The organism is Neorhizobium sp. T25_27 (assembly GCF_002968565.1).
In the GTDB taxonomy this organism is placed as follows: domain Bacteria; phylum Pseudomonadota; class Alphaproteobacteria; order Rhizobiales; family Rhizobiaceae; genus Neorhizobium; species Neorhizobium tomejilense.
On record NZ_PVBJ01000001.1, the window covers coordinates 256,534 to 282,102 of the forward strand.

Genomic DNA, 25,569 nt, shown 5'->3' on the forward strand with positions numbered 1-25,569 from the left:
CGATTGCAGTGACGAACGCGCCGAGCGAAAGCGAGGCGCCGGGGCCAACTTTCAGGGCCGGACGCAGCAAGGGATTTCTAGACTAACCCCGAGGACGGCACGACTACCCAGAACCAAAAGGCTCGGAGCGATCCGGGCCTTCTTGCATTCCGCCTGTTGTATTTTTGCCATCGGATCAGGCTCGCTTAAATATGATGATTAGAGTCATGTTTTAATAATTGACAATAACACTCATGTTTTCTAATGGCATGAATAAGGCATTTCCTGCCTCCCGCCACATTCTTGCCAGAATTGAAAAAGGGCCGCCGCCTTTCCGGTGCGTTCGCGCGCGCCGACGGTTTCGTGTGCCCTGTTGAAAGGACAGTCATGGTCACGCGACGTCTGCGATCCACCCTTGCCACCTGCACCGCGCTCGCGGTGCTTTCCCTCGCCTGTGGCGCGGCCGCCCAACAGGCCGCACAGCCCCAGACGGACACGACGCTGAAGCCGATCGTGCTCAAGGGTGCGAGGACAGCGCAGCCAGGTGGTGTCGCGGATACGCCTTTGGCGACTACGACCACACAGGTGCAGATCGAAAACAAGCAGATCACCAATGTCGAGGATCTCGGTCGCGTGGCCGAACCCGGCGTCAACTTCAACCGCACCACCGGCGCCATCAACATCCGCGGCCTTGAAGGAAACCGCGTGCTGACGACGGTCGATGGCATCCCGACGCCGTTCATCGACGATGTCACGCGTGGCGCGACCGGCGGCGTCGATGCTTTCGATTTCGGCTCGCTTTCGGGCGTTGATGTCGTGCGTGGCGCTGATTCCAGCCGAGCCGGCCCGGGTGCCCTCGGCGGAGTTCTAGGTCTCAGGACGCTGGAGCCGGAAGACCTCATCGGCGAGGGCCGTGATTGGGGCGGCATCGCTCGGACCGGCTATGACAGCGCTGATACGAGCGGCTTCGGTTCGGTCGGTGTCGCGAAGAAGATCGAGAATACCTCGATCCTTTTTCAGGGCGGATACAAGAAGGGGCAGGAGCGGAAGACGAATGGCAGCGTGGACGCTCTCAGTACCGCACGCACCGAGGCAAATCCTTCCGAATACGACCAATACAATCTGCTCTTCAAGTTGCGCCACGAATTCGAGGGCGGCCATATTTTCGGCCTTACCGCCGAGAGTTTCCGTCGGGACAGGGATACGGACTTACGTACCTCGCAGTCGGCAGCTGGCAACTATCGGGCGGGAGACTACGACGGTGTCAAGGAAACCGACCGCGACCGCGTTTCACTTGACTACAAGTACCAATCGCAGAGCGATGACAGTGTTATCGATAGCGCGTGGGCCTCACTCTACTATATGAACCAGCGAACCGTAGACGGCTATGACGGATATCGCTCGAACTCGGTGGTGGGGCCGATCAGCCGCCGCAATGAGTACGAAGTGGATAGCTTCGGCCTGATCGGCGCGTTGGAAAAGAACGTCGATGCCGGTACTCTTGACCACAAGTTTACCTTTGGCTTCGATCTGGCGCGCGTAATCTCGGAACAATATTCCGCAGGCTATGACAATTGCCCGCCGGAGATCAGCCCCGGCGTCTATCCGCCTGGCTTCTCAGCCTGCGCTAACCTGCATACCAATCAGGCCGATACGCCAAAGGTCGAGACGAGCCGCATCGGCTTCTATCTCGAGGACGAGATCGGTTTCGAAAATTCCGCCTTCACCCTGACGCCAGGTCTCCGGTTCGACTGGGTTCGCCATGCGCCGAAGATGACCGCAGCCTACGACGACAATGCCAGCAATCCCGCGCTTCCCGCGGGGTTCGAGGATTGGGCGCTGTCTCCGAAGCTCCGGCTCGGTTACGATGTGAATGATGATGTCGAACTGTTCGCCCAGTGGGCGATGGGCTTCCGTGCGCCGACGGCTGGTGAACTCTACAGCGTCTTCGGTGGACCAGGCACTTACTTGCGGCTTGGCAACGCGGATCTGGAGGCCGAAACCAGCCATGGTTTTGAACTGGGCGCAAACCTTGGCGACGAAAGGTTCGGCGGTCGCGTCAACCTCTTCTACAACCGTTACAAGAACTTCATCGATGCGCGCGGCTTCAGCGATGCTGAAACCATTGCTGCAGGCTACGATCCGGCCCAGTTCCCCTTTGGTGTAACCGGCTACCAAAATATTGCCCGTGCTGAAATCTTCGGCGTGGAGGCCAGCGTTCACAAGACATTCGACAACGGTTTCCGGATTGGCGGCGGACTTGCTTTTGCCCGTGGCAACGATCTGGTCAACCATACGTTCCTGCGTTCTGTGGCTCCGCTCAAGGCGGTTGGAAGCGTGGGTTACGATACCGAAACATGGGGCGTCGGGCTTGATTGGATCGGGGTATTGTCTTCACTGAGCAACGACGGTCTCGGCGGCACATATTTCAAGACCCCGGGATACGGAATTGTCGATTTGACCGCATGGTGGGAGCCGGAGCAGGTCAAGGGCCTGAAGATCAACGCAGGCATCTATAACGTGTTCGACCAGACTTATTACGATTACGCAACAGTGAGGCAGAATAGCGCCGTGCAATCGCGCGAATTCTACTCCGAACCCGGCCGCACCTTCAAACTCTCGCTGACCCAGCGGTTCTGATCCAGGCAAGGGGCGGGGGCGCCTGAGAAGGGTGGTGCGAGCGATCGCGCCGCCCTTTTCCTTGTGCACGCTCCGGGCGGCTATCCGGTTGCGGCTATTCACATAGCCTTTCCTTCGCTAACCATAACCGCAAGGACATGTTTGATCCGAAAGCACTTGGGGGAGCGAAGCTATGGCAGAGGTCAGATCCGACATCGAAATCGCACGCGCCGCGAAAAAGAAGCCGATCACGGAGATCGGCGCGAAGCTCGGGATTCCCGTCGAGGCGCTTGCTCCCTATGGCCACGACAAGGCGAAGGTCGGGGCGGAATTCATCGCGTCGCTTTCGGGAAAGAAGGACGGCAAGCTGATCCTCGTGACCGCCATCAACCCGACGCCGGCGGGCGAGGGGAAGACGACGACCACCGTGGGCCTCGGCGACGGGCTGAACCGGATCGGAAAAAGGGCGGTGATCTGCGTGCGCGAGCCGTCGCTCGGGCCGTGCTTCGGGGTCAAGGGTGGAGCGGCCGGCGGCGGGTATGCGCAGGTCATTCCGATGGAGGACATCAACCTGCATTTCACCGGCGATTTCCACGCCATCACGTCTGCCCACAACCTGCTGTCGACGATGATCGACAACCATATCTACTGGGGCAATGCCGAGAACATGGATACCCGGCGGATCAGCTGGCGGCGGGTGATGGACATGAACGACCGGGCGCTGCGCCAGACGGTCGTATCGCTCGGCGGCGTCGCCAACGGTTTTCCGCGCGAGAGCGGCTTCGATATCACCGTCGCCTCGGAAGTGATGGCGATCCTGTGCCTGGCGGCCGACCTCAAGGACCTGGAAAGGCGGCTCGGCGACATCGTCATCGGCTACAGGTTCGACCGCTCGCCGGTTTTCGCCCGCGACCTCAAGGCCGACAAGGCGATGACGGTGCTGCTGAAAGACGCGATGCAGCCGAACCTGGTGCAGACGCTCGAAAACAATCCGGCCTTCGTGCATGGCGGGCCGTTTGCCAATATCGCCCATGGCTGCAATTCGGTGATCGCTACCCGCACGGCTCTGAAGCTCGGCGACTATGTGGTAACGGAAGCGGGTTTCGGGGCCGATCTCGGCGCCGAAAAATTCTTCGACATCAAGTGCCGCAAGGCGGGGCTGAAGCCGGATGCGGCCGTCATCGTCGCCACCGTGCGGGCATTGAAGATGAACGGCGGGGTGAGAAAAGAGGATCTGGGCCAGGAGAATGTCGAGGCGCTGAAGCGGGGTGCTGCCAATCTCGGCCGCCATATCGCCAATGTGCGGAAATTCGGCGTGCCGGTGGTCGTCGCCATCAATCATTTCACTTCGGATACGGAGGATGAGATCGCCGCCATCAAGGACTACGCGGCGCGGCACGGTGCGGACGGCATCGTCTGCCGGCATTGGGCGGAAGGGTCCGCCGGCATCGAGGAGCTTGCCCTCAAGGTGGTCGAGCTTGCCGAGGGCGGCCAGGCGAAATTCCAGCCGCTTTATCCCGATCACCTGCCGCTCCTCGAAAAGATCGAGATCATCGCCTCGAAGATCTATCATGCCGGCGAAGTCACCACCGACCGGGGCGTGCGCGACCAGCTGAAGGCCTGGGAGGAGCAGGGTTACGGCGACCTGCCGATCTGCATCGCCAAGACGCAATATTCCTTCTCGACGGATCCCGCCCAGCGTGGCGCGCCGGAGGGCCATATCGTGCATGTGCGCGAAGTGCGGCTTTCCGCCGGCGCCGGTTTCGTCGTCGCGATCACCGGCGAGATCATGACCATGCCTGGCCTGCCGCGCGTGCCGTCTGCGGAACGCATCTTTCTGAACGAAGATGGCTTCGTGGAGGGGCTGTTCTGAGGGCTTGAGCGCCCGAACCGCCTTGTGTTAAAGCTCATCCGTCGAAAAAGGCAGGGCCGGATATGGTAAGCACGGCCCCTTCCGCAAGGAAGCTCTGATCCTTCGGTCCACCGTTGAGAACCCGCGACGAGAAACGGCACATCCCGTGCCGCTCTCGGCGGATTCTCGTGGCTTTTTAGCGTCGCGTTCCGCCGGGGTAACCTTGCGAGAAAACGATGCGTATGAACCATATCGATATCCACGTGCCCGACGTTGCGGCAACCACTGCCTTCCTCGTCCGGCATTTCGGCCTGACTCTGCGTGAGATGCGCGGCGCGAACGGCCTTGCCATTCTCAACGACGATGCCGGCCTCGAAATCGTCGTCAGCCACCCGGTCGAAAAATTCGGCGGCGCCGAGCAGCGGTCGCTCGGGGTCGTCACCTACCATCTCGGCTTCATCCAGCCCGAGAGAGCCGAGGTCGACAGACTTTATGGGGAACTCCAGGCGAGCGATGCCGAGCTGGTTGGGGAGCCACGCGAGATGCGCGGCGGGTACCTGTTCTATTGCCTGGCGCCCGGCCGAGTGATGATCGAGGTGGGGTGGCGGCCCTGACGACGGCATGCCGCCTACCGGCAATACCGATACCCGTCCTTCCGCTCCAGTACGTCGAGATGCAGATGATTCTGGTGGGCGGCGTCGCTGCCCGGTGACAGGACGGTGGTGAAGTGGAGGCAGGCGCCGGCAGTGGCGGTGCGCTGGAAGGCGCCTTCCATGGTCGAGTCCTCGGCCCGAGGCTTCATCTCCAACTTCTCGCCGTTGTCGAGCTTGAACGCGGCGACGTCGAAGGCGTTGCCGCGGGCGTGTTCGGAAATCTTGCCCGTCGAGGCGCTGTTGCGCAGGCGGCAGGCGTAGGTGGAGCCGGGCACCAGCCCGGTGATCCTGCGGCCCGGCATGGCGATGTCGAGCGCCGGCTGAACCGTGTCCTTCAGCCAATGCGCCAGGCTGACCGCCGTCTTGCAGCGCATCGTCGCGCCGCCGACCTCGACCCCCGGCAGGACTGCGGCGACGTCGATCGGGCTTTCGATGCCACAGCCATTGCCCTCGTCGATCGGATCGGTGGGTTCGAATTTCGCGCCGAGCGAAGTGAGTTCGGCAAGGCAGGCCTTCAGCTCTTCGGGCTCTTCCTTGACAAGCGGAGGCGGTGGTGGCGGTGGCGGGGCTTCGGCCTTCTGCTCGTCCGGTTGCTTGCCGTCTTCCGTGGTCCCCTCCGGCTTGGCTGCATCCGTTCCGGGGGTGGCCGCCTGGTTTGGTTTGTCGGCCGCCTGCGCGTCGGCAGCCGCAGTACCCGGTTTCGGCAGTGGCGTTGGAACTTCCGCCTCATGAGCCGGTTCGGAGGCGGTGCCGGGCTGCTCGACGACGGGCGGAGTGGGAGGCGGGTTTTGCGGGTTCTCACTCAGCCGGTTCGGGGCCACGGGCGGCTGGGCTTCGGGGACGACCGGCTTGTCGGCCGGGCGCTCCGCCGGCTGAGGTGCCTCGGTCGTCTTCCCCAGCTCTCCCCCGGGCTTCGGGATCGGCAGGGGAACGTCAGCCAGTGCCGGCGGTTGGGGTATTACGCCGCGCCCCTGCTGTCGCGAAGGCGCACGGCGGCGAGCCGCGCGGTCACGCGATCCGCCGTCCTGCAGAATGCGGGTCAGGAAATTCACCTCCACGACGCCCGCCGGAGCACCGGAATGCTGCGCCTGCGGTATCGGCCTTTCGGGCGGCACACCCGCCCCGACGATCAGGGGCAGGCCTGCCAGAATTGCGATCCACGAATGCTGCATGCCGTATCCTTCTCGGATGCGTTTCTTCGGTCCTTGAGGGACTATAAACGCCGATCGTCGGTTTTGGTCGCATCCGACGCCAGAATTCCGTTTCCCGGTCATGGAAATTCGCTTGCGCGGCTCGAAAACCCAAGCTAACAATTCGGCCCATGATGAATTCGATGAACATCGCTAACTGGTGGCCGGCTCGCTCAACGCGGCCTTGACCAGTCATGTCCATCGACAAGACCACAAGCCGCCCGGAACCCGAGGCGGCTTTTTTGTTATCCGCCGCAGGCACCCGGGCAAAGACATTGGAGAGGCAGGACAATGGTAACGATCATTCGGGATGACGGTTCGGAAGTCTACGAAACGAGGGGCGGGATTGCGGTCAGCCGCCAGCGGCGCGCAGCGCCCTATGCGGATGCGATCTCCTCCTATGTCGACAGGCTCGACGAACGGCGCGGCGCGGTATTTTCCTCCAACTACGAATATCCTGGCCGCTATACCCGCTGGGATACCGCGATCGCCGATCCGCCGCTCGGGATTTCCTCGAATGGCCGCCGGGTGTGGATCGAGGCCTTCAACGGTCGCGGCGAGGTGCTGCTCGGCTTCGTCGCGGACAAACTGATGACGGTGGCCGAACTGACGCTCGGGGAGCGGACGGCCCGGCGTCTCGATCTCACCGTCAACGAGCCGACGCGCGTGTTCACCGAGGAAGAGCGCTCGAAGATGCCGACGGTGTTTTCCGTGCTGCGGGCAATCGTCGACCTGTTCCATTCGGAAGCGGATTCGGCGATCGGCCTGTTCGGCGCCTTCGGTTACGACATCGCCTTCCAGTTCGACGCGATCAAGCTTTCGATGCAGCGGCCGGAAGACCAGCGCGACATGGTTCTGTTCCTGCCCGACGAGATTCTCGTCGTCGACCATCATGCCGCCAAGGCCTGGATCGACCGCTACGACTTTTCCAAGGACGGTGTGACGACGGAAGGCAAGGACCAGGAGATCGCGCCCGACCCGTTCCAGCGCAACGATACCATACCGCCGAAGGGCGACCATCGGCCCGGCGAATATGCGGCGCTCGTCACCAAGGCGAAGGAAAGTTTCCGCCGCGGCGACCTGTTCGAAGTGGTGCCGGGGCAGAAGTTCATGGAGCGCTGCGACTCGAAGCCTTCGGAAATCTCCAACCGGCTGAAGGCGATCAATCCGTCGCCCTATTCCTTTTTCATCAATCTCGGCCATCAGGAATATCTGGTCGGCGCCTCGCCGGAAATGTTCGTGCGGGTGTCGGGCCGGCGTATCGAGACCTGCCCGATTTCTGGCACGATCAAGCGCGGCGAAGACCCGATCGCCGACAGCGAGCAGATCCTCAAGCTCCTGAACTCCAAGAAGGACGAGTCCGAACTCACCATGTGCTCGGATGTCGACCGCAACGACAAGAGCCGCGTCTGCGAGCCGGGTTCGGTCAAGGTGATCGGCCGCCGGCAGATCGAGATGTATTCGCGGCTCATCCACACCGTCGACCATATCGAAGGGCGTCTGCGGCCCGACATGGACGCGTTCGACGGTTTTCTCAGCCACGCCTGGGCCGTCACAGTCACCGGTGCGCCAAAGCTGTGGGCGATGCGGTTCATCGAGAACCATGAAAAGAGCCCGCGCGCCTGGTATGGCGGGGCGATCGGAATGGTCGGTTTCAACGGTGACATGAATACCGGGCTTACGCTGCGCACCATCCGCATCAAGGACGGCATTGCCGAGGTGCGCGCCGGCGCGACGCTGCTCAACGACAGCGATCCGAACGAGGAAGAAGCCGAAACCGAACTGAAGGCCTCCGCGATGCTGACAGCGATCCGTGATGCAAAGGCCGGCAATGCGGCGAAGGCCGGCCGCGACGTGGCGCGGGTGGGGCAGGGCGTCAAGATCCTGCTCGTCGACCACGAGGACAGTTTTGTCCATACGCTCGCCAACTATTTTCGCCAGACGGGGGCTACGGTTTCGACCGTGCGTACGCCGGTGCCGGAAGAGGTGTTCGACCGCTTCGATCCGGATCTCGTCGTGCTCTCGCCCGGGCCTGGAAATCCAAAGGATTTCGACTGCAAGACAACCATCAAGATGGCGCGCTCGAAAGGCCTGCCGATCTTCGGCGTCTGCCTCGGCCTGCAGGCGCTGGCCGAAGCCTACGGCGGCGAATTGAGGCATCTGGCGCTGCCGATGCACGGCAAGCCGTCGCGCATTCGGGTGCTGGAGCCAGGCATCGTCTTCTCCGGGCTCGCCAGGGAAGTCACCGTCGGGCGCTACCACTCAATCTTTGCCGATCCGAAGACTCTGCACCCGGATTTCATGATCACCGCCGAAAGCGAAGACGGCACGATCATGGGTATCGAGCACGTCAAGGAACCGGTGGCGGCGGTGCAGTTCCACCCGGAATCGATCATGACGCTCGGCGGCGATGCCGGCATGCGGATGATCGAAAACGTCGTGGCGCATCTGTCGCGGCGGGCAAAGACCAAGGCGGCGTAAGGTGTTGCCCGAGACCATCCCGATCGAATCCATCCGCGAAGAGCATATCGAGAGCTTTCACAAGGCGCTCGACATGGTCTCGCGGGAGCGAAAATACCTGAGCTTCTTGGAGGCGCCGCCGCTTGAAGACGTGCGGCCCTTTGTGCTCGACAACATCGAGAACGGCCATCCGCAGGTCGTCGCCGTCATCGATGGAGAAGTAGTCGGCTGGTGCGACATCCGCCGGCATCCCCGCCCGACCGCCGCCCATTGCGGCACGCTCGGCATGGGCATCATCCCCGGCTATCGCGACAAGGGGCTCGGCACGCGGCTGATCCGTGCTGCAATCGGGCAGGCCCGAGACCGCGGTTTCCACCGGATTGAGCTGCATGTGCATGCCGACAACGTGAGGGCGATCGCGCTCTATGAAAAGGTCGGTTTCGTGCGCGAGGGCGTGGCGCGCGATGCGGTGAGGATCAACGGGCGGTACATCGACAGCATCGGGATGGCGGTGGTTTTCGGGTAAACCGAACCTAAGAGGACCGGCAGGCGCAAGCTGGCGGGATCAAGAGGCTGAAACTCTGCCGATTTCCGTTGGTATCTCTCCGTGATAGCTTTGAGAAGTTCAGCTCGGCACACAGGAGACCGCTATGAGTATCAGCCACCTTCCGCCGATCCATCCCGGCGAGATTCTGCGTGATCTCTATCTGGAGTCGCTGGAGATGACGCCCTATGCGCTGGCCAAGAAACTCAATGTCCCACGCACCCGCATCGAGCGGATCGTCGCGCAGAAGACCGGAATCACCTCGGATACAGCGTTGCGATTGGCCAAGTTCTTCAAGACCTCTCCGGAATTCTGGATGAATCTGCAGAACAGTTTCGATCTCAAGATCGAGGCCGACAACCTCAAGGACGAACTTGAGCATATTCCGGAATACGAAGCGGCCGCATAGTGGCCTTTGGCATTCGCAGACCGTGCCGGTTTCGCTAACTCGGCATTATTCAGCGGCACCCGCGAGCAACGAAGCTTCCGGCGCCGCCGGCAACCTTTCGCACGTTTCCGCGAACAGTTTCTCGCTCAAAAAATCGACCAGCACCCGGACTTTCGGCGACAGATGGCGGCTGGAGGGCCAGAGGAGGTGGAACTGGCCGGGGGCGTCGAGGTGTTCGTCGAGGATGGTCCGCAACCGGCCGTCCGCGACCGGTTCCCTTGCCAGGAAATCCGGCATGCAGCCGATGCCGAGGCCGGCGATGACGGTGCTGCGCAGCGCCTCCATGTTGTTGCAGGTGAGCGCCGTGCGCAGGTGCGGCTCGGCGCCTTCGGGCGGCAGGGTGATCGGCCAGTCCTGCAGCTTGCGGCTGTTCGGATAACGAAAGAGGATCGCCAGATGGCCGTCGAGTTCTCGCGGGCATTGCGGGATGCCGTGGCGGTCGAGATAGGTCGGGGCGGCACAGAGGAGCATCCGGAACGGCCTGAGCGTCCGCGACATCAGCCGCGAATCCGGCAGGTTGCCGCTGCGGATCGCCACGTCCACCTCCTCGTCGATCAGGTCGACGATCCGGTCGTTGAAATCGAGATCGAGTTCGATCTCAGGATAACGCTCGACGAATTCCGGCAGCACCGGCAGCAGAAGATGATAGGTGACGATCGGGGCGCTGACGCGGAGCTTTCCGCGCGGCACGGCGACGGCACTCGCGAGCGACGCTTCCGCATCGTTTAGGTCGTCGAGCACGCGGCGGCACCGTTCGTGGAAAAGCCGTCCTTCTTCCGTCAACCGCAGGCTGCGGGTCGAGCGCTGGAAAAGCCGGACGCCGAGTTCCCTTTCCAGATTGGTGACCGCCTTGCCGACCGCCGAAGCCGACAGGCCGAGCACGCGGCCTGCGGCGACGAAACTGCCGAGATCGGCGGTGCGCACGAAGGCCGTCAGTCCACCCAGACGATCCAATAGCGTCTCCCATTCGAGCGTTTTCTTCCGCCATATAAGGAACAGGTCGAGGATTTTCCAAGCATTGTATCGGATTTATCTTGTGTTGGTGACATAAAGCCCTCCGGCCGGGTGGGTTCAAGGCGGTGGCTTCTCCCAAGGGCCGCCCGCCTTCCCCTTTGCTCCAACACAGCGGAATCTCCGATATGAGAGACAACACACATGCTGTAACGGCAGCCGGACGGCTGTTCGTTCTGATCGCAGTCTGCTGCGCGGCGGTTGCCATGCCGCTGACCTTTACCGGCACGGCCGTCGGCCTTCCCGCCATCAGCCGGGCGCTCGGCGGCAGCCCGATCGCCCTCAACTGGGCCACCAATGCCTTCATGCTTTCCTTCGGCAGCACGCTGATGGCTGCCGGCGCGCTCGCCGACAGTTATGGGCGCAAGCGGATTTTCCTGAGCGGCCTCGGCATTTTCGCGCTGTTCTCGACAGGTCTTGCCTTCGCGGGTGATATCGTCTGGTTCGATGTGCTGCGGGCGCTGCAGGGCATCGGCGCGGCAGCCGCCTTTTCCGGCGGCATGGCCTCGCTCGCCCAGGAATTCGACGGCGCGGCGCGGCTCAGGGCATTCAGCATCGTCGGTGCCAGTTTCGGCATCGGGCTCGCCTTCGGGCCGATCGCGTCAGGCTGGATGATCGCCATGTTCGGGTGGCCGGCGATTTTCGTATTGGTGGTCGCCCTTGCGGTGATCGCCTTCGTTCTCGGCGCGATCTTCATGCAGGAATCGCGCGATCCGGACGCGTCCGGCCTCGATTGGAAGGGTGCGCTCAGCTTCACGGCGGCGCTGACCGCTCTGACCTTCGGCGTGCTGCAGGCGCCGGAAAGCGGCTGGGGCGACCCGCTCGTCATCGTCATGCTGCTGGCGGCAGTCCTGTTCTTCCTGGCCTTCGGCCGGATCGAACGGAGTGTGGCGCGGCCGATGCTCGACCTCACGCTGTTCCGTTATCCGCGTTTCGTTGGCGTGCAACTGCTGGCGGCCGCTCCGGCCTATGCGTTCGTGGTGCTGCTCATCCTGCTGCCGGTGCGGTTCATCGGTATCGAAGGCATGGACGAGATCGCCGGCGGGCGGATGATGATCGCGCTGTCCGGGCCGCTGCTCGTCCTGCCGATCGCCGCCGGGCTGCTGACCCGCTGGTTCGCGCCGGCGACGATCTGCGGTGCGGGCCTGGCGATCTCGGCGAGCGGCCTGTTCTGGCTCAGCCAGTTTCCGGTCGGTTCCGAGCCAGTGGCACTGATTGCGCCGCTCTTGACCATCGGGGTCGGCATCAGCCTGCCCTGGGGCCTGATGGACGGACTTGCCGTCAGCGTCGTGCCGAAGGAAAGGGCCGGCATGGCGACCGGCATCTTCAGCACCACCCGCGTGGCCGGCGAAGGTGTTGCACTCGCGGTGGTCACGGCGGTACTTTCGGCGCTCACCAGCGCGAACCTCGGCGGCGATACCGGCGACCAGGCGGGCGCGATCGCGCAGCGGTTGGTGACCGGCGACCTCCAGGATGCGGCGGAGCTTCTGCCGTCGATCGACCAGGCGGCTTTGCTGCAGGGGTATGGCGACGGGTTTTCGTCGCTCCTGTGGCTGCTGACCGGGATCACGGCGCTGACGGCAGTGGTGGTGTTCCTCTTCCTCGGGCGGGGAGGCGAGAGGGTGGAGGACCTCAAGGAGGAGGCGGAAGTGGCCACCGCGATGCAATCCGACAAGGCGCGATTAGGCCAGCCGGCCCTTTGACAAACCCGCTCATCTGAGCGATATGCAGCTATTCGAAACCGCCGGAGCGAAATCATCTCGCTCCGGCGGTTTCGCCGTTTTGGACCTCCGGTCCTGCAAATCATTCGCACGCGCAAAAAGGAAGACACCGTGCCGAGGGAAGTCAAAATCGTCGAGCGGCTGGCCTTGTGGGGCATGCCGCTGTCGCTCGGCGTCATGTCCTTGAAGATGCTGGCGTGGTGGGTGACGGGCTCCGTCGCGCTGCTGTCGGACGGGCTGGAATCCTTCGTCAACGTGGTTGCCGCCTTCATCGCCTATTTCGTCATCCGTTATGCGCAGCGGCCGGCCGACCACGACCATCAGTTCGGCCATCACAAGGCGGAATATATGTCGGCGGTGGTCGAAGGCGGGCTGATCATCGTTGCGGCGATCCTGATCATCAGCGAAGCCTGGGACGGGCTTTTGGCGCCGAGACTTCCGGATGCGCCGGTGCTCGGCCTTGCGATCAACGGGCTTGCGGCGGTCATCAATGCATTCTGGGCAACAACCCTGATCCGGGTCGGCTCCGCCCATTATTCTCCGGCAATGGCGGCCGATGGCCAGCACATCATGTCCGACGTGATCACCTCGGCCGGGGTGTTCGCCGGCCTCATCCTGGCCATTGCAACAGGTTATGCGATCCTCGACCCGGTGCTCGCCATCCTGGTCGCGATCAACATCCTCTGGCAGGGCTACAAGGTGATCGCCCATTCGATCGGCGGGCTGATGGACCGGGCGCTGGAGCCGGACGAGGAGGCGGCAGTGCGCGAGGCGATCGCCACCCATTCGGTCGGCGCGCTCGGCGTCCATGACCTCAAGTCACGCCGGGCCGGGGCTGCGGCCTTCATCGATTTTCATCTGGTCGTACCGGCCGACATGACCGTCGAAGAGGCGCATGTGATCTGCGACCGCTTGGAAGATGCGATCAAAGCGAGTATTGCCGGCGCCACATTGGCAATCCATGTGGAGCCCGAAGGCGAGCGCGCCCATGGACAGAAAGTAGACGTTGAAGGAACAGGCAAATGACGATGACCGATGTCACCGGGCTCTCGCAGCTCGGATCCCAGGTGGAGGCTCCGCAGAGCCCCGAAACCGCGGTGCTGGAAAAGGTGCCGAACGGCAACCAGGGCACCGATTACGTGGTGCGCTTCACGGCGCCGGAATTCACCTCGCTCTGCCCGATGACAGGCCAGCCGGATTTCGCCCATATCGTCATAGACTATATTCCGGACGGGTTCCTGGTGGAGTCAAAGTCGCTGAAGCTGTTCCTGCATTCGTTCCGGAACCACGGCGCGTTCCATGAGGATTGCTCGATCTATATCGCCAAGCGGATCGTCGACCTGCTCGCCCCGAAGTGGCTCAGGATCGGCGCCTACTGGTATCCGCGCGGCGGCATCCCGATCGACGTGTTCTGGCAGACGGGCGAGGCCCCGACCGGCGTATGGCTGCCGGAGCAGGGGGTCGCGACGTATCGGGGACGTGGGTGAGGCGCGACGGCTTGCCGGCAAAACGCTCCAGTGGAGCGTTTTGAGCGCCGAACGCGCTGAGCCAAAGCGAAGCGCCGGGCGGTTCAGCATATCCGATCGCTTCAAAACCGAGCGAGTGCGGCGCGTGGCTGACTTTGATGTTGCAATCCGCCCGCCCCCCTCTGCCCTGCCGGGCATCTCCCCCACGGGTGGGGAGATTACAAGTGGCGCGACCGCCGCTCCCCGGCAAACGTCGTGCGGCCGGACTGCGCGCAGGATGAGACATCGCATGTAAAGCGAGGAGCAAGCGCCCAGGCAATCTCCCCACCCGTGGGGGAGATGCCCGGCAGGGCAGAGGGGGCGGGCATACTCTAACGTCGAAGTTCGACCTTCGCCCGCACATCGCGAAAGGCTTGATGCTTTAGCCTCCGCAGAACGCCCCGCTCACACGTCCATCGAATCGTCGCTGCCCAAATCGCTGTTGTCGAAATCCGCCTGGTCGTCGGAGAAGTCGTCGTTGCCGTAATCGGCTTGCTGCAGGCCGGAATTGTTGGCTGCGTCATTGGTGTTGGCGGCGGTGTTTTTGTCATCCGAGGCCTGGCGGATCGCGTCATCGCCGAAATAGTTGTTGTTGATGACGGTTTCCTCGCCCGGGGCGTTGCTGCTGCCGAAGGGGTTGCTGCCGGCGAGCGGCGAGCCCCAGCCAAGCGAGTTCATGTGGGTGCCGAAAATACCCGACAGCGAATTGGCGAGCAGCATGCCGCCCGCCACGCCCGCAGCGGTTCCCAAAGCGCCGCGCAGGAAGCTGCCGCCGGCTGACGGGACGGATGTCTGGCCGCTCCAGGGGGCGGCCGAGGGCGGGGGCGCACGATAACCGTCGTCATAGTCGCTGCCTGTGCGGTAGCTCTGACGCGGGGCGGCACCCCATGGGCCGGGCTGGGGGCCGGATTGGAGCCCCGCCTGGGGACCGGTTCGAAGACCGGGCTGCGGGGCGGGGTGCTGCGCCTGGCCGGTGCCGAAGATCGAGCTCAGAAACCCGCCGCTCTGTTCGGCACGGTGATGATCGCTGGTCTCCGCTTCGAGCTGGCGGACGCGGTCTTCCAGTTCCTTGATATGGTTGGCCGCGGCTTCCAGGCCCTTTTCCTGCACGATCACGGCCTGGGCCAGATAATAGGTGGCGTAGGGCTGTTCGCGGGTTGCCTGGTCTATCAAGGTCTCGGCATCTCCGTCGCGCGGCGTGGCGGCGGCGGTGCGGATGCGGTCGAAAAGGGCAGTCAGGAGCTGGCGTTCTTCCGGTGACATGTTTGCCTCCTTGCAGGCGTTTGCCGTCACCAGGAAGGTAGGCAGGGATTCCGGCATTTCAAAGCCGGAATCCCTTACATTTCGGTAATCTTGGCCAGCGGCCGGGGGCTCAGGCGAAGGCCAGCGAAAGGCCGAGGAGCGCGGTTGCGGCGCCGAGGATACGGGCGATGTAGGGGCTGAAGCGGGCAATGCCGAGGCCGAGCGCGATGCCGGCAGCATGCAGGAACGCGGTGGCGATCATGAAGCCGATGCCGAACTGCAACCCGCCTGCCGCGCCGAGTTCGCCGCCATGGGCGTGGCCGTGGAACAAGGCGAAGACGCCGACGACGGCCGCTGCTGCCGAAACCGGCAGTTTCACCGCCATTGCGACGAGCAGGCCAAGGCCGATCACCGAGGCGAGGATCGCCGGTTCGACGAAGGGGAGGCCGGCGCCGCCGAGCGCGAGCAGGAAGCCGGCCGCCATGGTGCCGACGAAGGCCAGGGGGATCATCCACAGCGCATTGCGGCGGCTGCCGCTCGCGATCTGTGCCGCCCACAGGCCGACGGCGACCATGACCAGGATATGGTCGGCGCCGAACAGCGGATGGGAAAACCCGGCGAGAAACGAGCCGTGCGCGGCTGGGTCGAGATGCGCGAAGGCGGGTGCGGTGGCGGCGGCAAGAATGGCGGCGGCGAGCGAAAGGCGTTTCAGCATTTGGGTCCCCTGGAAATTATGTGCATGCGGAATGACTGCGAAGATAGGCAAGCGCCTTGTGGCTGTCCATCGGCAATTGCCGCGGCAGGAGGCTCGGTACTACGTCATTCACCTTAGTCCGTGGAAGGTGTCGTCTTAGACTCTGCGCTCCATTGTTTTACGGCGGCGAACACATTATGTCCGGTATATGAATCTGATGCAGGAGACTCTCAGCGTGCTCGACGACGAAGACGACAAGGACGACAAGACCAAGGAACTGCCGCTCGGCAAGGAAACGGAAGCGAATCTTTTCAAGTCGCGTTCGATCTTCATCTATGGAACGATTACCCAGGAACTGGCGCAGAAGGTCAACACGCAGCTTGTGGCGCTTGCCGCCGCCAGCGACGACGACATCCGCGTCTATGTGAGCTCGCCCGGCGGCCACGTGGAATCGGGCGATTCGATCCATGACATGATCAAGTTCATCAAGCCGAAGGTCTGGATGATCGGTACGGGCTGGGTCGCCTCGGCCGGCGCGCTGATCTACGTGTCCGTTCCGAAGGAGCGCCGCATCTGCTTGCCGAACACCCGCTTCCTGCTTCATCAACCGTCCGGTGGCACCCGCGGCATGGCATCCGACATCGAGATCCAGGCCCGCGAAATCATCAAGATGAACGAGCGGCTGAACAGGATCTTTGCGGAAGCAACCGGCCAGTCGGTCGAGAAGATCGCCAAGGACACCGACCGCGACTATTGGCTGTCGGCCGAAGAAGCCAAGACCTACGGCCTGGTTTCGAGGATCGTGACGTCGCAGAGCGAAATCTGATCGCTCTCCGCCATCTGAATTGAAAAAGCCCCGCCGGTTCCGCCGGCGGGGCTTTTTGTTGTTTGCAGGCTCGCATTGCCCGCGGATGGGCCCATGCGGTTCAGGCAACCTGCGGACGCCAGGCGATGACGCCTTCCGTGCGGGCGCGGACGTCGGGAGCGGCAAGGCAGGTGGCGACGGCCTCGTAACCCGGTGCACCCGGAATGGGTGCTACGCGGCTCGGCGGGCTGTGGTTGGCGGGGCAGAGGATGATCGCCTCGTCCGGCCCGACGGCGCCGAGATCGAGGATCGCCGAGGAGCGGGTCATGATGAAGAGCGGACGGGCGCCGGGACCGCGATTGCGCAGATAGACGGAGACTGCTTCCTGCGACGGCTGATCCAGACCCTGCTCGATCATGTCGATGACCGGGATGCCGTCCGCGTCGGCTTCAATGGCGACGAGGAGGGCGGTAAGGGCAGGCGTTGCCGTAGCGCCCTCCTCGACAAGCCAGGCGAGCGCCTGCTCGACGCGTAGCTTCAGCGCCGGATCGGTTGTCATTCGTGCCCGGGCTTCGGCGGCATCGTTGGCGGCGCGATCGAGGTCGACGAAGACCGCGCCCGGGAGGTGTTCGGCGATCGCCCTGGCGAACCGGGTCTTGCCGCTGCCGAGCGGGCCGATGATGTAGTTGAGCGGTCTTATATCCCTGAGTTCGAAGCGTTCGCCGCCCCAGGGCCAGGGGAGATCGAACGCTGCGGCGATCTCGGCCGCCGGACGCGTCAGGCGCGTCAACTCGTGCATCCGGGGCGGCTCGCCGCCGGCAAGGCCTGAGCGCAGAGCGCGGACTTTTTCGACCGTCTCGGCGATCCGGCGGGCTTCCGTTTCAAGCCGCGCCTGATGGGCGGCCAGCGCTGTGGCAAGGTCCTGCGCCTCGCCTTTCAGCACCCGCGCCACCTGTGCGAGGCTGAGGCCAAGGGCTCGCAATGCGGCGATCTCGCCGGCGCGGGCCATTTCGACCGGGCCGTAGGTCCGCCATCCGGCCGCGGTGCGCACCGGGGCGATCAGGCCGCGTTGTTCATAGAGGCGCAGCGCCTTCGGGGATATGCCGAGCCGTTCGGCGGCGTCGGACGGGTTCAGGTAGCGTGCGGAAGAACTCAAGGAATCACCTCGCCGGTTGTTGACCGCTCCCCCTATCGGGGCAGCCCCAGGGGCCGGGTCAACATCTGTTTTGCGAGGCTCGATTTTTTCCGAAGGCGGTTCGCAACGGAAAGAGGGTTTAGTCGGCGGACTTTTCCTTCGGCGTGTTCATTTAGGCGCGATGGTTCAGGGGCCTTCTTGAAATTGAGCCGACGGGAGCAGCGGTACGATCAAGCCGAGCTCGATTGCCGGGTGGTCTCCACGACCTGCTGAGCGAGGTAGAATAACAGGAAGACGGCGGCATTGAATTCCAGCAGTTCCTCCACCGCCGAGAGCGTGCGGGAAGTCGTGGCTACATCAACGACCTGCGCCATGCCGATCAGTCCTACGTGAAGGAAAATCAGAACGTGGTTCGAAAGCCACGGCCATCCTGCATCAATGCGCATGTTCCATACAACTCTCAACGCAAAGACCAATGTGCCGAGGGAAATGGCAAGAATGAGTCCAATGAACGCCCAGCCAAGACCCGGGCTGAGCTCGTCCATAAGCCGGTAGGCCAAGATCAGCACATCATGGAATCCATCCAGTTCGCCTCCACCGTAGAGAGCTGGCGGTTGAAATCCAAGGATGCGAGCGCCGAAGCTTGTCTCATCCATCAACTCAGCGAGCCCAAGCAGGCCGCCCAACGACAGAGCCGCACGTGGGCCAGATACGACAGTAGCTGCTCCCGCCAACAGCACAACGCTTGCCAGGCACACGGCGCCACCCGTTTCGATGATGCCGTCCTCCCCGAGAAGCACGGCTCGGGCACTTGGTACGAAAACGGCCGTCAAGGCACTGCCAGCGGTGCAGAGGGCGACCACCGTCAACGGCCATATGAGCCATCGAAGTTGGCTGGTCTGCGAAGGCAGATGGGGGAAATCCAAGGGTGTAGATGTGGCACCGTCATCAATGTCTTCGGCACGAATTTTGAGGTTTTTCATCGCTCTACCGTGTCATCTGTTTGTCACAAACTTACCGGTTTGACGAATGGTTGACCAATAACATTAGCTTGCAGAAGGTTTCAAAGGCCGGTCTGGTGGTCGAGCCGGTCGCTCTGTCTTGCGATGTTCGATTTTTTCCGAAGGCGGTTCGCTCAGTCGACCAGCGCTACCGATGGCGCGAACCACGTGTGGTTGCCTGCCCGCCAGTCCGTCGCGAAAGTGATGAACTCGTTGGCCGGCATCGGTTTTGCGAAGACGTATCCCTGCAGGGTCTGGCAGCCGAGGCTGCGCAGGATGTCCACATGCGCTGCCGTCTCCACCCCTTCGGCGACAATCTCGATGCCCTGGGAGCGGCCGATCTCGATGATCGAGGCGACCAGCCGGCGCTGCGAGCCGGCGGCTTCGAGCGGTGCAATCAGCTTGCGGTCGATCTTCAGCCGCTTGGGTCCGAGTTCGAGAAGGCTGACGATCGAGGCATGGCCTGTGCCGAAATCGTCGATTTCGATATCGATCCCGAGCGCCTTGAGATCGAGAATGGCAGACCTCAGTTCCTTGTCCTGATCTTCGAAGGAGATCGATTCGAGCAGTTCGAACGACAGGGTCCCGGGCGCGATCGGCAATTCGGCCAGCCGTTTGAACAGTCTCTCGTCCTTCAGGCGCTGGGCCGAGATGTTGACGGAAAGATGCGGGATCTCGAGGCCGAGCGCCCTCCATCTCACCGATTGGAAGAGCGCCTTTTCGAGAATGATCGCATCGATATCGGCCGACCGGTGCAGGCTTTCGGCTATCGCCAGGAAACTGTCCGGTGCCAGCAGGCCGCGTTTGGGATGCAGCCAGCGGGCCAGCGCCTCGACGCCGACTATGTCGAGCGAATGCGCATCGAACTGGGGCTGGAAAAACGGGATGATCTGGTCGCCTTCGAGCGCGCTCAGGAACTCGTCGGACATACGCTTGCGCAGCACGACCGCCGAGCGCAGTTCCTTCGAGAAAACCTCGACACGGTTGCGGCCGCGTTTCTTGGCTTCATAGAGCGCGATATCGGCATTGATCAGCAACTGGCTCAGCTCCTCGCCGGCTGCCGACTGCCAGGCGATGCCGGCGCTGCAGCCGATGCGACATTCATGCCCGCCGATATCGATGGGGCGGGCAAGGGTGTTGACGATCGACTGGGCGAGGTATTCCGCCCGTCGCTGCGGCTCCGCACCGCCGGTCACGACGACGAATTCGTCACCGCCGATACGCGAGGCGAACTCGTCGTGGTCGATCAGTTCGAGCAGGCGGGACGTGGCAGCCTTCAGGACCGCATCGCCCGCCGCATGGCCGAGCGTGTCGTTGACTTCCTTGAAGCGATCAAGATCGATGTGGATGAATGCCAGCCGGTGGCCCGCAGCCTGGTTCTCTCCGGCGGTCATGAACTGGTCGAGGAAGCGCCGGTTCGGCAGGCCGGTCAGGGCGTCGTGCAGCGACCGGTGTTCGAGGGTGCGCCTTGCCGAACGCAGTTCGTCGTTCTGCAATTCGGCCTTCGTCTGTGCCAGCCGCAGTTCGGAATGCAACGTGACGTCCCTGGTGACGTCCCAGTTGGCACCGACCACCCGCTTGACGCCTCCTGCGGTCCGGTAGGTGGCTCCGTGCGCACGGATGTGGCGGATCTCGCCGCTCCGGGAGACGACGCGGAACTCGGTACGGTAGCCCGTTTCATCCTTGAGCGCCTTGCGGAAGCAGATCTCGGCGGCTTCCCTGTCGTCGGGATGCAGCGCGTCGCGCCAGTCCACGTATTCGAGGACATCGCTGTCCGGCGGCGCGTCGTAGAGCTCGCGCATGCGCCGGTCCCAGATCAGCGTGTCGGTCGAAGGTTCGTATTCCCATACGCCAACGCCCGAGGCCTGAAGCGCCAGTTCGAGGCGCTGTGACAGCGTTTCCAGCTGTTCCTCGCGCTGCTGCAGAGTGAGGATGTTGCCGTGGCGCTGTTTCATCAACAATCCGGCCCAGAAGAGCGGGGCGGCGATGCAGAAGGCGATCAGAAGGGCGGTGATCCGGAAGCTGAACATGTCCGGCGGCGAGCCCTGCCATCCACCTTTCGGGACTGCAGCGAGATACCATGTGTCGTAACCGAGCTCGATCCTCGACTTGACGGGATCTTGCGAAAATATGGCGCCCTTTCCAAGGAAAATGTCGCGCTCGGCGGGGATGGGCCGCTGCGAGATTGTAATATCCAGTGCTTGACGCTGGGTATTGACGTTGCTGTCCGCGTAGAGCCTGTCGAGGTCGATGACAGCCGAAACGACACCCCAGAACCGGCCGTTGGCAAGCGAGAAGACCGGATAGCGGGCAATCAGCCCCTGGCCGCCTTGCACCAGATTGACCGGACCGGTGATGACGAGCGTCCGCCGCTCGACGGCTCTCATCACGGCATCCCGCTGGAGCTCGTTGGTGCGGTAATCGAGGCCGAGGGCCTTCTTGTTCGCCTCTTCGGGGTAGACAAGGCCGACTACCAGATCCTTGGCGGCGACCACGTTGCGCAGCTGCGACGGAACGTCGAAAATCCGCTCCGAAAGCGCCGTGAATTGCGGCTGGTTGATATTCGGGTTGGCGGCAATGGCGGCCACCAGCCCGTAAATCAGGTTGACGTTGCCGTGGATGTTGGTCTCAAGGCTTGCGGCGACCCTGGCCAGCTGCTCGGCTGCCTTGACCTGCTGCGCCACATGGTACTGCGCGCGTTTTTCGACATCGGCGCGGACGACACCGACCAGCAGGCCGGCGACCGCAAGGATGGCCGGGAAAAAATAGCCGAGGCCGAAGAACTGAAGACCAGACGATTTCGATTTCGAGATGAAGGGCAGCGAGGTCATTGGGATTTCCGATGGTGTCCCCCACTGTCGCCGACAAAATTTAAGATTGTCTAATTTATCCCTGCGTCAGTTAGATTTGGTGCGGATAGCTCCGATCCAAAGACCGACAGGGTGGGAAAAACGCTGGCCGCATCGGCGTATGAGAGTTCTATACCGGCGTGTGCTCCGGCGTGCCCGGCCGGCGCCCGTAGACGGCGACGGAATCGTATTTCTTCTCGTCGGAGGCAAAGGCCGTTGAAAGAAGAAGCTGGATCGACCGCAGCACCGTATGCCGCCGGCCTGAAGGATGGGCGGTATATTCGCGGGTCCGGTCGTAGATCGAGGTCTCCCATTGCCGCCAGCTCGCATGGTGGTGGCGGGTATAACCCATGTATTGGAAGCTGGAGAAGGTGAAGCCGCCAAGGCCGATCGCCTTGCGAAGACAGGAGGGCGTGAAGAAGTAGAGATGACGCGGCGCGTCGAACATCGCCGAGCAGACGCCGAGGCTTTTGAAATGGGTGGCCGCGCAGTTGGGCACTTCGCAAAACAGTATCCCACCAGGACGCGTCAGGAAGAAGGCCTTCTGGAGCGCCAGGATCGGGTCGCGGCAATGTTCCAGCACATGGCTCATGATCACGAGATCGCAGCTCTGTCCTTCGAGATCGGCCGGAAGCTCCTCGCACGTGCCCGCAAGCACCGTGATGCCCGCCTTGGCTGCCTCGGCTCTTGCCGCTGCATCCGGCTCGACGCCGAGGACGTTGAAGCCGAGCGCCTTGAAACGGCCGAGGAGATCACCGCCGCCGCAGCCGAGGTCGCAGATCGAGGCGCCTGGCGGCAGATCCTTGGCGATGCGCTCGGGATCGAGCGACTGGCCCTTGTCGAGGCGCCAGGCGGCGTGGAGGAGCGCCCTGTCGAGGAGGGTCTGATTGACCTCCGCGAGATGGCTCTGCCCGTGGGTGTAATACCGGGCGGTATCATAAAAAGACGGAATTTCTTCCGAGCTGGGCATGGGGCTGACGGCGCCGAGCCCGCATTCCGTGCAGACCACGAAGTCTTTATGGGGGTTTTCGGCGCCCTTTAACGGGTCGAGCGGCATATACGTCCACGGGGCAGTCTGCCCACCGCAGGAAAAGCAGGTCATCGCGTGCTCCGCCAAAGATGACTGCAATTTGCCGAGGATACCGATCTTCAACAACATGCCTAAAGTGATGATCTACCGATGGAGTATGTGGTGATAATTGGGAATGGCGCTTGCCAATCCACGCGTGTCGCCGATGCACGGTATTCTGCTTTGTATCGGAGGGGATTTCGGTCGTGCCTATGCAGGGCTGATAAGGTTCCGGCCGGCACGCTTGGAACGGTAGAGGCCGTCGTCGGCGCGTTTCAGAATGTCCTCGGAGGAGGCGTCGGCCGGCAGAAATTCGCTCAAGCCGCCGCTGATCGTGGCGTGATGGCCAAGCGCTTCCCGGACCTCGGTGGCGACGCGCTGGCGCAGCCGGTTGGCGATGACGATGCCGTGCTCCTGCCGGGTGGCGGGCATGACCACGACGAACTCGTCGCCGCCGAGGCGGGCGAGAAAGTCGGTCTTGCGCAATTCCAGGCGACAGACGCCGGCGATCGCTTTCAGAACCGCATCGCCCATCGCATGTCCAAGCTCGTCGTTGACGGTCTTGAAGTGGTCGATGTCGAACATGAAGACGGATGTCGGGATATGCTCGTCCCGAAAAAGCTCGAACTTCAGGGCGAGCACGTCCATCAGCTTTCGGCGATTGAAGAAGCCGGTCAGCGCATCAGTTTCGCTTTGGTGGCGCAACTGGTTCTCGACGGCGTTCTTTTCCGTGATGTTGCTGGCGACCCAGACGATCGCATCCTCGCCGTCGACCTGGAAATCGAGCGCCTGCAAGCGTCCCTCGAACCAGATCGGGTGGGCTGGACCGTCGTTCTGTAGCCCCTTCACGTCGCTGCCGGAGAGGCTGTATTCGATGATATGCAGGGCACGCGAGGCCAGCGCCTTTTCGATCTCCCGCACGAAGCGTTGCGCCTTCTCGACGACGAGGACGTCGTAGAGGCTCTTGCCGACGAGATAGCTGCCCTCGTGATAATACCGGGTGTCCTTACCGCCGAAGAGCGCGGCATAACGGCCGCTGCGGGTCAGGACGAAACAGGGATCCGGGAGCGCCGACAGGATGAAATAAAGCTGATCGCGGGAAAAGGCGGTTTCCTGTCCGATCTCGATCTCTGGCGCAAGGTGAGCTGCCGTCATTGCGGTTCCCGGGGCGTTGATGCAATCCGGGCTGCATGGCCGGACCGACCGGAAGCAACGGGCGCACGGTCCGGAGACTACCGCCAAACTCCTTCCAAATTATCAACAGATGCGAATATTCGCAGGCACGAATAAAGGCGGGAGCGGCAGCCGGCAAAGACAAATGGCTGGCCGCAGCCATGGCTTTCCATCTCGGCCGTACCCTTTTGCGGCAAACGCGCCTTGCCTTTGCCGGTGGGCCTATGTTCGATTGCGGACTTTCAAATTCATGAGTCCCCGCCCGCATGTTCAAGGATTTTTCCGTTTCGGCCCTGATGATGGGGCTGCTCACAGCCTTTGTCGGGTTCATCAGCTCGTTTGCGGTCATCATGCAGGGGCTGCAGGCGATGGGTGCGACCGCACCGGAAATCGCCTCGGCTCTCCTGGCGCAATCGATCTCCATGGGCGTCCTGGCGATCGTGTTCTCGAGCTGGTACCGGATGCCGATCAGCATCGCCTGGTCGACGCCGGGGGCGGCGCTTCTGTCCGGCATCAGCATGATCGAGGGGGGATTTCCGGCCGTGGTCGGCGCCTTCGTGGTCTGCGGCGTACTGATCATTCTCTCCGGCCTGTTCCGGCCGCTCAGCCGGGCGATCCGGCTGATCCCGGCGCCGCTCGCCAATGCCATGCTGGCGGGTATTCTGCTCAGCCTTTGCCTTGCGCCGGTGAAAGCTGTCGCCTTCAATGCGGCGCTCGGCCTGCCGATCGTGCTGACCTGGATGGTCGTGGTTTCCAAGTGGCGGCTGTGGGCGGTGCCGGCGTCGCTCGGCGCGCTGATCCTGGTGCTGGTCTTCGGCGTCGACCTTGCCCCGGATGCGATGGCGCAGATCGGCGCGGCGATCCATCCGGGCCTCACCTTCGTTACGCCGGTCTTCACCCTGCACGGGATGATCTCGGTGGCGCTGCCTCTGTTCATCGTCACCATGGCCTCGCAGAACATACCCGGCATGGCGATCTTGAAGGTGCATCACTACGAGCCGCCGGCAGGTGTGATGTTTGTCGGCACGGGGATATTCTCGATCCTCGGCGGGCTGGTCGGCGGCGTGCCGGTCAACATGGCGGCGATCACGGCGGCGATGTGCGCCAGCGAGGACGCCAATCCCGATCCCGCCAAACGCTACTGGGCGGCGATTATCGCCGGTTTCGGTTATATCGTGTTCGGCCTGATCGCCGGCGGCATCATCGCCTTCGTATCGCTGGCTCCGCCGATCCTGCTGCAGGCGGTGGCAGGTCTCGGCCTGATCGGCGCCTTTGCCAACGCGGCCTTTGCCGCCTATCGCGATCCGGAAACGCGCGAAGCCGCCGCGATCACCTTCCTCGTGACGGCGTCGGGCCTGTCCTTCGCCGGGATTTCCGGGGCATTCTGGGGGCTCGTGGCTGGCGGAGTGATGATGGCACTGCAGCGCTTCGTGCAGACTCTGAAAAAGTAGTGGGCACTTGCGTCATTCGGGACACGCGGCTATACATCCTGCCATGACCATGACAGGCGCAATCATGTCCGACCGTTCGTCTACCCGCCGCATCGCGGCCGGGACGATGGTATTTGCGCTTTCCTCGCTTCTTAGCCTCGACCTTACGCGCGGTTGCCGGGTCCGTTG

Annotated in this window: 20 protein-coding genes; 11 read left to right on the top strand and 9 right to left on the bottom strand. The window is 62.9% G+C overall.

The genetic code is table 11. The features are described 5' to 3' along the window. The first annotated feature begins 366 nt into the window (after positions 1-366). The 3 genes from C5J24_RS01370 (at position 367) to C5J24_RS01380 (ending at position 5,064) form a co-directional block, all read left to right on the top strand. Positions 367-2,619, top strand: coding sequence for a TonB-dependent hemoglobin/transferrin/lactoferrin family receptor (locus tag C5J24_RS01370; protein WP_105415037.1), 2,253 nt, complete (start codon positions 367-369; stop codon positions 2,617-2,619). Positions 2,620-2,791: 172 nt separating this feature from the next. Beyond that, complete coding sequence (locus tag C5J24_RS01375) at positions 2,792-4,471, top strand: formate--tetrahydrofolate ligase (protein ID WP_105415039.1); 1,680 nt, start codon at positions 2,792-2,794, stop codon at positions 4,469-4,471. A 215-nt stretch (positions 4,472-4,686) separates the two neighbouring features. Further along, entirely contained in the window at positions 4,687-5,064 is a 378-nt protein-coding gene (locus tag C5J24_RS01380) for a VOC family protein (protein WP_105415041.1), read from the top strand. 14 nt (positions 5,065-5,078) lie between these two features. On the opposite strand, the gene C5J24_RS01385 is transcribed toward C5J24_RS01380, so the two are convergent. After that, positions 5,079-6,275, bottom strand: coding sequence for an extensin family protein (locus C5J24_RS01385; RefSeq protein WP_105415043.1), 1,197 nt, complete (start codon positions 6,273-6,275; stop codon positions 5,079-5,081). Between the two features lie 309 nt (positions 6,276-6,584). On the opposite strand from C5J24_RS01385, the gene C5J24_RS01390 reads away from it, so the two are divergent. The 3 genes from C5J24_RS01390 to C5J24_RS01400 all read left to right on the top strand — a co-directional run bounded on the left by C5J24_RS01390 (position 6,585) and on the right by C5J24_RS01400 (position 9,706). Then, positions 6,585-8,774: an anthranilate synthase gene (locus tag C5J24_RS01390; protein ID WP_105415046.1), complete on the top strand. Its 2,190-nt coding sequence runs from the start codon at positions 6,585-6,587 to the stop codon at positions 8,772-8,774. A 1-nt stretch (position 8,775) separates the two neighbouring features. After that, positions 8,776-9,279, top strand: coding sequence for an N-acetyltransferase family protein (locus tag C5J24_RS01395; RefSeq protein ID WP_371673513.1), 504 nt, complete (start codon positions 8,776-8,778; stop codon positions 9,277-9,279). Positions 9,280-9,403: 124 nt separating this feature from the next. Beyond that, positions 9,404-9,706 (top strand): HigA family addiction module antitoxin, encoded by a 303-nt coding sequence (locus tag C5J24_RS01400; RefSeq protein WP_105415048.1) that lies wholly within the window; start codon positions 9,404-9,406, stop codon positions 9,704-9,706. Between the two features lie 45 nt (positions 9,707-9,751). On the opposite strand, the gene C5J24_RS01405 is transcribed toward C5J24_RS01400, so the two are convergent. Continuing rightward, complete coding sequence (locus C5J24_RS01405) at positions 9,752-10,699, bottom strand: LysR family transcriptional regulator (protein ID WP_105415050.1); 948 nt, start codon at positions 10,697-10,699, stop codon at positions 9,752-9,754. 185 nt (positions 10,700-10,884) lie between these two features. Here C5J24_RS01405 and C5J24_RS01410 point away from each other — a divergent pair, with 185 nt between their 5' ends. The 3 genes from C5J24_RS01410 to queF all read left to right on the top strand — a co-directional run bounded on the left by C5J24_RS01410 (position 10,885) and on the right by queF (position 13,964). Continuing rightward, positions 10,885-12,459 carry an MFS transporter gene (locus C5J24_RS01410; RefSeq protein WP_105415052.1) on the top strand — a complete coding sequence of 525 codons (1,575 nt, stop codon included), beginning with the start codon at positions 10,885-10,887 and terminating at the stop codon, positions 12,457-12,459. A gap of 129 nt (positions 12,460-12,588) precedes the next feature. Then, positions 12,589-13,503, top strand: a complete 915-nt coding sequence (locus C5J24_RS01415; RefSeq protein ID WP_256427111.1) for a cation diffusion facilitator family transporter — start codon at positions 12,589-12,591, stop codon at positions 13,501-13,503. Further along, complete coding sequence (gene queF, locus C5J24_RS01420; protein ID WP_105415056.1) at positions 13,500-13,964, top strand: preQ(1) synthase; 465 nt, start codon at positions 13,500-13,502, stop codon at positions 13,962-13,964. Before C5J24_RS01415 ends, queF begins: the two co-directional genes overlap by 4 nt. Before the next feature lie 423 nt (positions 13,965-14,387). On the opposite strand, the gene C5J24_RS01430 is transcribed toward queF, so the two are convergent. Further along, positions 14,388-15,245 (bottom strand): DUF2076 domain-containing protein, encoded by an 858-nt coding sequence (locus C5J24_RS01430; protein ID WP_105416549.1) that lies wholly within the window; start codon positions 15,243-15,245, stop codon positions 14,388-14,390. A gap of 109 nt (positions 15,246-15,354) precedes the next feature. Continuing rightward, complete coding sequence (locus tag C5J24_RS01435; RefSeq protein WP_105415057.1) at positions 15,355-15,939, bottom strand: HupE/UreJ family protein; 585 nt, start codon at positions 15,937-15,939, stop codon at positions 15,355-15,357. Between the two features lie 196 nt (positions 15,940-16,135). On the opposite strand from C5J24_RS01435, the gene C5J24_RS01440 reads away from it, so the two are divergent. Continuing rightward, on the top strand, positions 16,136-16,744 hold the full coding sequence (locus tag C5J24_RS01440) for an ATP-dependent Clp protease proteolytic subunit (protein ID WP_046633751.1): 609 nt from the start codon (positions 16,136-16,138) through the stop codon (positions 16,742-16,744). Positions 16,745-16,844: 100 nt separating this feature from the next. Here the strand turns inward: C5J24_RS01440 and C5J24_RS01445 are convergent, their stop codons facing one another. From C5J24_RS01445 to C5J24_RS01465, 5 genes are all read right to left on the bottom strand, one after another. Then, entirely contained in the window at positions 16,845-17,879 is a 1,035-nt protein-coding gene (locus C5J24_RS01445; protein WP_105415059.1) for a MerR family transcriptional regulator, read from the bottom strand. Between the two features lie 209 nt (positions 17,880-18,088). Then, positions 18,089-18,841, bottom strand: coding sequence for a hypothetical protein (locus C5J24_RS01450; RefSeq protein WP_105415061.1), 753 nt, complete (start codon positions 18,839-18,841; stop codon positions 18,089-18,091). A 152-nt stretch (positions 18,842-18,993) separates the two neighbouring features. After that, positions 18,994-21,690, bottom strand: coding sequence for an EAL domain-containing protein (locus C5J24_RS01455; RefSeq protein WP_105415064.1), 2,697 nt, complete (start codon positions 21,688-21,690; stop codon positions 18,994-18,996). 148 nt (positions 21,691-21,838) lie between these two features. Further along, a complete protein-coding gene (locus C5J24_RS01460; RefSeq protein ID WP_172723809.1) occupies positions 21,839-22,810 on the bottom strand; it encodes a class I SAM-dependent methyltransferase in 972 nt (323 codons plus the stop codon). A gap of 177 nt (positions 22,811-22,987) precedes the next feature. Beyond that, complete coding sequence (locus tag C5J24_RS01465) at positions 22,988-23,932, bottom strand: sensor domain-containing diguanylate cyclase (RefSeq protein ID WP_105400475.1); 945 nt, start codon at positions 23,930-23,932, stop codon at positions 22,988-22,990. 284 nt (positions 23,933-24,216) lie between these two features. Between C5J24_RS01465 and C5J24_RS01470 the strand changes: the two genes are divergently transcribed. Next, positions 24,217-25,401, top strand: a complete 1,185-nt coding sequence (locus C5J24_RS01470; protein ID WP_105415068.1) for a benzoate/H(+) symporter BenE family transporter — start codon at positions 24,217-24,219, stop codon at positions 25,399-25,401. The last annotated feature ends 168 nt before the right edge of the window (positions 25,402-25,569 follow it).

Bases quoted from the DNA above. Each gene is read 5' to 3' on its own strand.
- C5J24_RS01370 (WP_105415037.1), top strand. From the start codon at position 367: ATGGTCACGCGACGTCTGCGATCCACCCTTGCCACCTGCACCGCGCTC.
- C5J24_RS01375 (WP_105415039.1), top strand. From the start codon at position 2,792: ATGGCAGAGGTCAGATCCGACATCGAAATCGCACGCGCCGCGAAAAAG.
- C5J24_RS01380 (WP_105415041.1), top strand. From the start codon at position 4,687: ATGCGTATGAACCATATCGATATCCACGTGCCCGACGTTGCGGCAACC.
- C5J24_RS01385 (WP_105415043.1), bottom strand. From the start codon at position 6,275: ATGCAGCATTCGTGGATCGCAATTCTGGCAGGCCTGCCCCTGATCGTC.
- C5J24_RS01390 (WP_105415046.1), top strand. From the start codon at position 6,585: ATGGTAACGATCATTCGGGATGACGGTTCGGAAGTCTACGAAACGAGG.
- C5J24_RS01400 (WP_105415048.1), top strand. From the start codon at position 9,404: ATGAGTATCAGCCACCTTCCGCCGATCCATCCCGGCGAGATTCTGCGT.
- C5J24_RS01410 (WP_105415052.1), top strand. From the start codon at position 10,885: ATGAGAGACAACACACATGCTGTAACGGCAGCCGGACGGCTGTTCGTT.
- queF (WP_105415056.1), top strand. From the start codon at position 13,500: ATGACGATGACCGATGTCACCGGGCTCTCGCAGCTCGGATCCCAGGTG.
- C5J24_RS01430 (WP_105416549.1), bottom strand. From the start codon at position 15,245: ATGTCACCGGAAGAACGCCAGCTCCTGACTGCCCTTTTCGACCGCATC.
- C5J24_RS01435 (WP_105415057.1), bottom strand. From the start codon at position 15,939: ATGCTGAAACGCCTTTCGCTCGCCGCCGCCATTCTTGCCGCCGCCACC.
- C5J24_RS01440 (WP_046633751.1), top strand. From the start codon at position 16,136: ATGCAGGAGACTCTCAGCGTGCTCGACGACGAAGACGACAAGGACGAC.
- C5J24_RS01450 (WP_105415061.1), bottom strand. From the start codon at position 18,841: ATGAAAAACCTCAAAATTCGTGCCGAAGACATTGATGACGGTGCCACA.
- C5J24_RS01455 (WP_105415064.1), bottom strand. From the start codon at position 21,690: ATGACCTCGCTGCCCTTCATCTCGAAATCGAAATCGTCTGGTCTTCAG.
- C5J24_RS01460 (WP_172723809.1), bottom strand. From the start codon at position 22,810: ATGACCTGCTTTTCCTGCGGTGGGCAGACTGCCCCGTGGACGTATATG.
- C5J24_RS01465 (WP_105400475.1), bottom strand. From the start codon at position 23,932: ATGACGGCAGCTCACCTTGCGCCAGAGATCGAGATCGGACAGGAAACC.
- C5J24_RS01470 (WP_105415068.1), top strand. From the start codon at position 24,217: ATGTTCAAGGATTTTTCCGTTTCGGCCCTGATGATGGGGCTGCTCACA.